Source organism: Johannesbaptistia floridana (assembly GCF_057440575.1).
This window is the reverse complement of record NZ_JALKVM010000278.1, coordinates 1-9542: the sequence shown is the minus strand read 5'-3', so window position 1 is coordinate 9542 and position 9542 is coordinate 1. Positions and strand designations below refer to the sequence as shown.

7 protein-coding genes are annotated in these 9542 nt (G+C 38.1%); all 7 read left to right on the top strand.

The features are described from left to right. The first annotated feature begins 602 nt into the window (after window positions 1–602). The 7 genes from MW688_RS17095 (at window position 603) to pth (ending at window position 9377) form a co-directional block, all read left to right on the top strand. Window positions 603–1181, top strand: a complete 579-nt coding sequence (locus tag MW688_RS17095; RefSeq protein ID WP_486737222.1) for a GUN4 domain-containing protein — start codon at window positions 603–605, stop codon at window positions 1179–1181. Window positions 1182–1194: 13 nt separating this feature from the next. After that, on the top strand, window positions 1195–1851 hold the full coding sequence (locus tag MW688_RS17090; RefSeq protein ID WP_486737221.1) for a hypothetical protein: 657 nt from the start codon (window positions 1195–1197) through the stop codon (window positions 1849–1851). Between the two features lie 13 nt (window positions 1852–1864). Continuing rightward, on the top strand, window positions 1865–2770 hold the full coding sequence (menA, locus tag MW688_RS17085; protein ID WP_486737220.1) for a 2-carboxy-1,4-naphthoquinone phytyltransferase: 906 nt from the start codon (window positions 1865–1867) through the stop codon (window positions 2768–2770). A 361-nt stretch (window positions 2771–3131) separates the two neighbouring features. Continuing rightward, window positions 3132–6383: an efflux RND transporter permease subunit gene (locus MW688_RS17080; RefSeq protein ID WP_486737219.1), complete on the top strand. Its 3252-nt coding sequence runs from the start codon at window positions 3132–3134 to the stop codon at window positions 6381–6383. 367 nt (window positions 6384–6750) lie between these two features. After that, window positions 6751–7074: a 2Fe-2S iron-sulfur cluster-binding protein gene (locus MW688_RS17075; protein WP_486737218.1), complete on the top strand. Its 324-nt coding sequence runs from the start codon at window positions 6751–6753 to the stop codon at window positions 7072–7074. 156 nt (window positions 7075–7230) lie between these two features. Next, a complete protein-coding gene (locus MW688_RS17070) occupies window positions 7231–8778 on the top strand; it encodes a protein kinase domain-containing protein (protein WP_486737217.1) in 1548 nt (515 codons plus the stop codon). A 2-nt stretch (window positions 8779–8780) separates the two neighbouring features. Then, window positions 8781–9377, top strand: a complete 597-nt coding sequence (pth, locus tag MW688_RS17065; protein ID WP_486737216.1) for an aminoacyl-tRNA hydrolase — start codon at window positions 8781–8783, stop codon at window positions 9375–9377. Window positions 9378–9542 lie beyond the last annotated feature (165 nt).

Genomic DNA, 9542 nt, shown 5'->3' with positions numbered 1-9542 from the left:
AAACTCATTACTCAACCACAACCAGTAACTTTTGATAAAGATGCAAGATCTGAGCTTAGTAAGGGGGGGGAAGGGGGGAAAAGTTAGTGATATAGCAATGAGCGTTGTAGTGTTAACAATATTTATATTTACAGATCCCCCCAACCCCCCTTAACAAAGGGGGGCTTTTCATGATAACTGTAAACATCTATTGGCGAGCTTGCTATAAATGTTGTTAACACCACTGCGGTCACTGCTATAAATATCTAATACTCATATCAAAGCACCAGAACTTATGTACTAAATTAACCTCAGAAAAAGTTCATTTCTCTTTCGCCTAAGATCTTGCACTCGGTCAACCAATTTTTAAGCGTTGAGCATTAATTCTTTAACTCCTTACTTCCTCACTTCAAAACTTCAAGACTTCTTACTTCAAGACTTGCTCACTTCAAGACTCCTTACTTCTTACTTCAAGACTTCAAAACTCATTACTCATCCACAAGTAACTTTGGATAAAGATGCGAGGGTCTGAGTTTAAGACATCTTTTCAAGATTTTTTGTCAGTATGGTGAATTTGGCCTAATATGGAAAGGATGATCAGGTATTAAATAAGTTTTTTGGTAATGTGTGAGCAAGCAACAGAAACAGATTACAGCGATCGCATAAGTAAATTAGAAGAAAAAATTGCCTATTTAGAGCAAAAATTACTGTTAGTAGGCGATATAGACAGATATGGAGCTTTACAAGAATTTCTAGCTAATGGTAAATTCAAAGAAGCTGATGCAGAAACTAGCCGTCTAATCTTAGAAATCAGCAACTGTAAAAATCCAGATTCTCTAACTCCCGATAATATCAAAAGATTTCCCTGTAATGCTTTAAAAATTATCGATAGACTCTGGCGCATATATAGTCAAGACCGTTTTGGCTATAGTATTCAAACAACTATCTATCGTCAGGTAGGAGGGAGTGAGGAGACTCTGAAAACTCAAGATGTTGGAGTATTTCAAAAGTTTGGGGATCAAGTGAGTTGGCGTGTTAATAATCAATGGCAAGGTAATAATTACCCCCAATGGGATTTTACTATCAATGCTGCTAAGGGATGTTTTCCTGCCGCTTCCTGGAAATCTGCCTACGGATTAAAAATGGCTACTTATTTTTTAACTAGGTTGTGTGAATGTAATCTGTATGCGACCAAAATTTAAAAGAAAGAGTACTATGAAGTTAAGATTTATTGTAAGTTTTCTGACTAGTTTGACGTTTGTCTGTGTAGCTAATTGGTCACCAATAAGAGCACAAATAAGCGATCGCCCAACTTTTTTCCGGGAAGGAGAAGAGTTTATGGATAGGGAAATCAGAAGGTTAGAAAACCTAAATCCGAATAGTGTGGAACACCCTTCTCAGTTGCTTAGTGTTGAACAAAACGAATTGCGCTGGCATAAATATTTCTTTCGGGAAGCTAATTTTTCCATTTGGATGCCCCAAGGAAATCATAGTCTAGAAAATGTTACTTTAGAATTGGGTATTGGTGAAGCTAATTTCGAGGTTTGGGCAACTCATCCCCAAGATTTTCGCTTCATAGCGGCCTATTCTGATATTCTTTCTCCAGAAATACTCAGTCAACCAGAGGAAGCAATTAATCTCCTCGCTGAGGCAATTTTAGAGAAAAATAGTCTCAATTTAATTTCTAGTGAAGAACTTGAGTTCCAAGAATACCCGGGTAGAGAGTTTAATGTGGCTTCTGAATCAGAAATAATTACTTTTCGTATCTATTTAGTGAAAGAACGTTTTATCGTAACAGCAGCAAGTCAAGACAAGACAACGGAAGTTTCTGAGGCGGTGACTGACTTTTTAAATTCTTTTCGCATTCTTTGATTAAAATAAACAGATGACAACCAAACTAGTAGAGAATAATCCCAGTAAGAAAAAATTGTGGTTAGCGGCAATTAAGCCTCCCATGTACACAGTAGCAGTAATTCCAATTACAGTAGGGACAGCGGCAAGTTTTGCAGATACTAAACAGTTTTCAGCTTCTATTTTTATTACTTTTTTATTGGCAGGGATTGCGATTATTGCCTGGTTGAATTTGAGTAATGATGTTTTTGACTCAGAAACAGGAATAGATGTAAATAAAGCCCATTCTGTAGTTAATCTTACCGGAAATAAAAATTTAGTTTTTTGGGTGAGTAATTTGTGTCTAGGACTGGGGATATTGGGTATTTTATTAATCAATTTTTGGCAGCAGGATTATACTGTACTAGGAATAATTATTTTATGTTGTGTCTTGGGATACACTTATCAAGGTCCACCCTTTAGATTAGGTTATCAGGGTTTGGGAGAGTTAATCTGTTTTGTCTGTTTTGGTCCATTGGCGATCGCTGCTGCGGCCTATTCTCAAGGAAAAGAAGTTGCTGCCACAGCTTGGTATGTATCAATAATTATTGGTATAACCACCTCGATAATTCTATTTTGTTCTCATTTTCATCAAGTAGAAGACGATTTAAAAGCAGGGAAGCGATCGCCCATTGTCCGTTTAGGGACTAAAATGGGAGCACGGGTATTAATGGGGAGTGTGTTAAGTGTATTTATTTTACTAGGATTATTTACAGCTTTAGGTTTACTCTCTCCTTGGAGTTTAATTACTTTTTTGAGTATCCCCTTTGGTTATCAATTAGTTAACCATGTGAATAAATATCACGACCAACCATCCCTGGTAAGCAACTGTAAATTTATAGCAGTAAACTTTCATTTTTTCAGTGGTTTACTCTTAGCAATAGGATTAGTTTTATCTTAATAGGAAGTTCAAGAATTTAATTCCGTTGAAGATTAGCGGAAGTAAAATATCAAAATATTACCTATTGCCTTAACCTGTGTAACTCATCATAGGGAAAAAATATATGTTAAAGAATGATTAAACAAGTATAAATTAATTAAGATAATAAACTAAAATAGAGAGTCATAAACATAATAATATAGCGTTTTTAACTCTGCTGAGGTACAGAGGTTAACGGATTTAGGGAACTTCTGAACAGAAAACTAACGAACAGAAAATGTACCTCACTTGCTTTGGAATTGCTATAAGGCGATTTTATAATCCTTAGTAAAGGACTACAGAATTCTCAATATGACAATACAAGTATAAATTAGATAAAAATATGTTACTCTCAATTGCTACCCCCTTTATTAAGCGACCAGTTTTAACAACTGTTTGCACAATGGTAATTATTCTCATTGGGGCAATTTGTCTAGCAGTTTTACCTCTAGATAAAATGCCAGAAATTGCCCCAAAACAGGTACAAGTAAGCTCTAACTATGTAGGTGCAGATGCTAAAACTGCCGTAGATAATGTGACTAATGTTCTCGAAAGAGAAATAAACGGTACAGAAGATGTAAAGTGGATTAGTTCCAACACAGATAACAATGGAAATACGACTATTAATATCAGTTTCCCAACAGAAGTAGATAGTAATATAGCTCAGGTACTAGTACAAAACAATGTTACCCAAGCCCAATCAGATTTACCACCAGTAGTAACCCAAACAGGGGTAACAACCTCGAAACAGTCACCGAGTGTAACTCTAGCTTATGCTTTCTTCTCGGACAAAGGTAAAGAGGGAGAGTATTTATACGACACAACATTTGTCTTCAACTATGTAGATCGTTATATATGGAATGAACTCAAGAGAATAAAAGGGGTAGGAAATTTAGCTGCCTTTGGTTCAGCAACCTATTCAATGCGTATATGGTTAGATCCAAATAAATTAGCAGCAAGAGAATTAACAGCTAGTGACGTAGTTAACGCGATACAAGAACAAAACTTCGAGGTGGGGACAGGAGGGGTAGGGAGATTACCAGCGCCTCCCGAACAACAGTTTGAAATTCCTCTACGAGTTGCAGGACGTTTTGAAACCCCAGCAGAAGCAGAAGAGTTAGTGTTAAAGGTGGGAGTAGATGGTACCTTAGTAAAAATTAAAGATGTGGGGAGAGCAGAATTAGGGGTAGAAAACTATGCAACTAAGGTGATTTTAGACGGAGATATACCAACAGCAGGTTTGGTAATTTATCAGTTACCAGGAACAAATGCTCTAGAAACAGCAGAAGCAGTAAAAAATAGATTAAAAGAATTAGAAAAAGACTTTCCTCCAGGATTAAAATACGTCAACGTACTAGATAACACCCTATTTATTAACGCAGCGCTAAAAGATTTAACAGTAACTCTGATGCAAGCGATAGGATTGGTGGTACTAATTATATTTGTGTTTCTACAAGACTGGAGGACCACAATTATCCCGGCGATCGCCATTCCGGTAGCTTTAGTAGGGGCGATGATTGGGTTACAGGTACTCGGTTTCTCTCTAAATCAATTAACTCTCTTTGCCTGTGTACTAGCTACAGGATTAGTAGTAGACGACGGGATTGTAGTAGTAGAGGCAGTTTCAGGGAAACTCAACCAAGGAATGCGCCCAATGCAAGCAGCATTAGACGCCATGGACGAATTAGTAGGGGCAGTAATTTCAACCTCAGTAGTACTAATGGCAGTATTTGTTCCCGTATCCTTCTTTCCTGGTACCACAGGAGTTGTTTACAAACAGTTTGCCCTAACCATTGCTGTAGCGGTAGCTTTCTCAACATTCAATGCCTTGACATTTTCTCCCACTATGTCAGCAGTATTATTAACAGCGCCCCAACCAGTAAAAGGACCATTAGGCAAGTTTTTTAACCTTTTTAACAATACATTTGATGCAGTTAAAGATAAGTATCGCGGCTTAGTAGAATTTTTAACAAAGATAAAAATTCTGGTGATGGTGATATTTATTGGCGGTTTAGTCTTAACCGGATGGATGTATCAAACCTTACCCCAAGGATTTGTTCCCGAAGAAGACCAAGGTTACTTTTTCCTAGTAACAGAAGCTCCCGCAGGCTCATCTCTTATTTATACTGACTCTGTACATAAAGAAATTATGGAGCAAGTAATGACCTTTGATGAGGTAGAACACGCTATGGGTTTAGCAGGATTCTCTTTTGACGGTCAAAACAGTAACAAGGGACTATTTTTTATCAAGTTAAAACCCTGGGATGAGCGCGAAGGTCCTAAAAGTTCAGTGTTTGGGGTAATTGGGGCTTTAAATCAACGTCTACAGCAAAATATTACTGGGGCTAGAGTATTTGCGGCTAATGCACCTCCAGTAGATGGTTTGAGTAACTTTAGTGGTTCGGAAATATATATTCAAGACCGTCAACTCAAGGGTATGGATGCCTTAATTGCCAATACACAACAAATCATTGAAAAAGCTAATGAGCGTCCCGAAATTGCCTTAGCTTTAACTACATTTACCTTTGATAGTCCTATCCTAGAAGCAGATATAGACCGTAATAAAGCTAAGGCCCAAAATGTACGCATTGATGACATTATCAGAACTCTCCAGGTATATTTAGGTGCTAGTTATGTGAATCAATTTGTTTTAGAGGGGCGCGTTTATCGGGTATTTGCCCAAGCAGAAGGAGAGTTTCGCGATAACCCAGCAGATATCAGTCAGATTTATGTAAGGTCAGTAGATGGAGAGATGATTCAACTCAGTAATCTGCTAAGCGTGGAACCAAAAACTTATCCCCCAATTGTTACTAACTACAATGTTTACCCAGCAGTTAAAGTTAATCTTTCTCCAGCCCCGGGATTTAGTTCTGGACAGTTAATTCAAGCCATGGAAGAAGTGGCTGAGTCAACCTTGCAACCTGGTTTTGGTTATGAATGGACTAATACGGCAGCAGAGGAGAAAGAATCAGCAGGTGCTGCACCCATCGTCTTCGGTTTAGGTTTTGTTATGGTGTTTTTGGTACTAGCCGCCCAATATGAAAGTTATATTGACCCTTTGATTATTATGCTCACTGTACCTCTAGCGATTCTAGGCGCCTTGGGGGGTATTTGGTTCCGGGTTGCCTTTGTGCAATCATTTCCCTTGAATGCGGGGGCAGGCATTTGGCCAATTTTGAATAATAATATTTATGCTCAAGTGGGTTTAGTGATGCTCATTGGTATGGCTAGTAAAAATGCGATTTTGATTGTAGAATTTGCTAATCAAGCCCGAGAATTAGGGTTGAGTATTAGTAAAGCTGCTATTTATGCCGCAGAACAACGTTTTCGTCCGATTCTCATGACAGCATTTTCTACTTTGTTCGGCTTTTTACCTTTGTTGATTGCTTCGGGTGCAGGGTCTGTGAGTCGTTGGTCTTTGGGGACTGCGGTATTCGGAGGTATGCTGGTTTCTACAGCTTTGAGTTTATTATTTGTACCTAATCTCTATATTGTGATTAAATCTTTTGAACAAAATTTCCTTAAAGGGGGAGGTAATCCCCCAGCATCTGGTCAGCCTCAGCCTGTGGACGAGTTGGTTGACCAACAAAGTTAAACTGTTCACAAGATACTTTTGGTAACAAGTTAGCGCAAGTCTTGGGGCGCAAGTCCTTACAAGCTGACGGTTAAACCCTATTTAGCGATCGCCTAGATGATAGTAAGATGATGTACGGGATATAATGTTTGCGCCTCATTAAACTATATAGCAATTCTCATACTGGTGAGGTACAGAGGTGATCCTTTTGAGGCTCCCAGAGGCACCGAGGCAGGAGAGGCAAGAGAGTTAGGTACAACCTCATGAGTCCGAAAAATGCTATAGACAAATATTAATTTAAATAACAATAATCAAGATTAAGGAAAATATTGGGGAATAATCAAAGTATCAAGTCTAACTTAAAAGAAAAATAAGAGGATCATAAGTTATGTTTGAAACTGAAAACTCAGATAAAGTATATAATGTCACTTTAGTAAATCCTAAAATTGGGTTAAAGAAAACTATCAAAGTAAAAGAGGAAGAATATATTTTAGATGCTGCTGAACAACAAGGCATCTCTCTCCCCGTATCTTGTCGTGCAGGGTCGTGTATTATGTGTACTGGTAAATTAATGACAGGGAAAGTAGAACAAGATCACAACTTTTTAAAACCCAAAGAATTAGATGCTGGTTTTATATTAACTTGTAAAAGCTATCCTCTTTCTGATTGTGTAATTCTCACTCATCAAGAAGACGACTTATTGGATATGTAAATTTGATTAAAGTTGAGTTGCAGAAGGAAGCAAGACGGTAAAGACTGTTTAGCTGCTACTTTCTGCTTCATCACTTGACGAGGCATGATCATGAGTTTCTGGAAAAATAATCTTCTATAATAAAGATATAAATGACCCAAACAAAACTCCTTTGTGATGGAAATTTTTTGCACTCGCCCCCATTGTGCTAATCCTAGCAACCATTTTTCTGATTTAGACGATAAAGCAAAACTAACAACTGCTCAACAAAAATATTGTAGAAGCTGTGGCATGCCATTGATTCTAACAGGACGATATTTACCAATAAGATTACTCGGAGAAGGAGGATTTGGAGCAGCATTTTTAGCACGCGATCGCTATACACCCACTTTACGTGACTGTGTAGTTAAACAATTTAAACCCTCTATTAATTTACAGCCTTCAGAACTAGCCTTAGCACAAGAATTATTTGAGCGAGAAGCAACAGTATTAGAACAATTAGGCCGCAGACACCGTCAAATTCCCGATTTATACGCCTATTTTCCCCTAATAATACCCAATAAAAGCAACAGCACCGAAGAACAGTTTTTTTACCTGGTACAAGAATTTATTGATGGTGAAACTCTAGAAGAAAAATTAGCCAAAAAAGGCAAATTTAGCGAAGCAGAAACCAAAGTAGTATTGACAGAAATGCTCAATGTCTTGAAATTTGTACACGAAAATAACTCAATTCATCGAGATATTAAACCATCAAATATCATGAGTAACCGACAAGGATTACTCTATTTGCTCGACTTCGGTGCCGTAAAACAAGTAACCAATCAAAGCTTAGAACAATCATCCACAGGAGTACATACACCGGGCTTCGCACCACCAGAACAAATGGCAGGCAAACAAATATACCCCTCCACAGATTTATATGCCCTAGCAGTTACTTGTATCAATTTACTTACAGCAAAACAAGCCTCAGATTTATTTGACCCTTATGAAAATAAGTGGGAATGGCATAATTATGCCCCAAAGGTGAGCGCTCGCCTAGCTAATATCCTCGACACTATGTTGAAACCTAAACCAGAAGATCGCTTTCAATCAGCAGCAGAAATTATCAATGAACTAAGTTATCCTACTACATTTACTCCACCTGTCAACCAACCATCACCATCCCCCATACCTGTCAACCAACCATCACCATCCCCCATACCTATCACTCAACCATCACCATCCCCCATACCTGTCAACCAACCATCACCAGCACCCATACCTGTCAACCAACCATCACCACCACCCCAGCAGCAGAAATCTAAAAAACCTCCAAAACCAAAACGTCAAACACCTCCCCCTAAACCTCCATCTTTGAGGAAAATGTTATCAATTGGAGGTTTAATTGGCTTTGAAACCATATTAGTACTTATTGTTAGTACCAGCTTTCTTTTCGCTAGTACAAGTTTTGTCATCCCCCTAGCAATCACTGGAGGTGCCTTAGTTATCTTAACCTTCTTAGCCTTTTTGGGTTGGCTAGAGAGTCTTGAGTTATTATTTTTAATTATGATTAGTGTGGGGATAGTCTGGTTGTGGCCTCAATCCCACTACATCATTACTAATAATCTTCAGTTGCCTAAATTTTTTATGTTTATTTTTTGCCTGTTTGGGGCAGGCTTAGGTATTCTTAGCTCAATTTTTATGCGACTACTGTATAAACTACTAACATCTATTTTTTCAAAATAATCATGCTTATTCCACAACTAATTGTCGGTTTAGGAAATCCAGAACCAAAATACGATCAAACTAGACATAATATTGGTTTTACTGTATTAGATGCTTTAGCCTCAACCTGGGGATTTACTTGGCAAGAACAAAAACGCTTCCAGGGTTTATACACCGAAGGAATCGCCACCAAGGGTCAAAAAGTACGTCTACTCAAACCTTTAACTTATATGAATCGTTCGGGACAATCAGTAAGGGCAGTGATAGATTGGTACAAGTTGCCCGTTGAATCTCTACTAGTTATCTACGATGATATGGATTTACCTGTAGGACGTCTACGGATTAGACTATCAGGTTCTGCGGGAGGACACAATGGCATGAAATCAATTATTGCCCACGTGAATCAACAAAATTTTGCTCGCCTGCGTATTGGTATAGGGAAATCAGGTCAGTCTAAAAATACCGTTTCTCACGTGTTGGGAAAATTCTCTCCCACAGAACAAAAAGTGATCGATGAAATGATTGTACTTACAACCGATGCGATCGCCTGTAGCCTCAAACAGGGTTTAGAACAAGCCATGAATCGTTACAATAACAAGATAGTTGAATTGCCCTCTTGAGGTATTAATGATTTAGAAATAAGCTGCTTTTGTGCATTTAAATTGAACTTTTTATTATGACTCTAACCAAAAAGTTATCAACACTGAGGCAGGTTAAACTCAGACCCTCGCCAATACTGCGTAGGTTTTGAATCAAACATATTTATTTTGAGAAAGCAGGGAGCA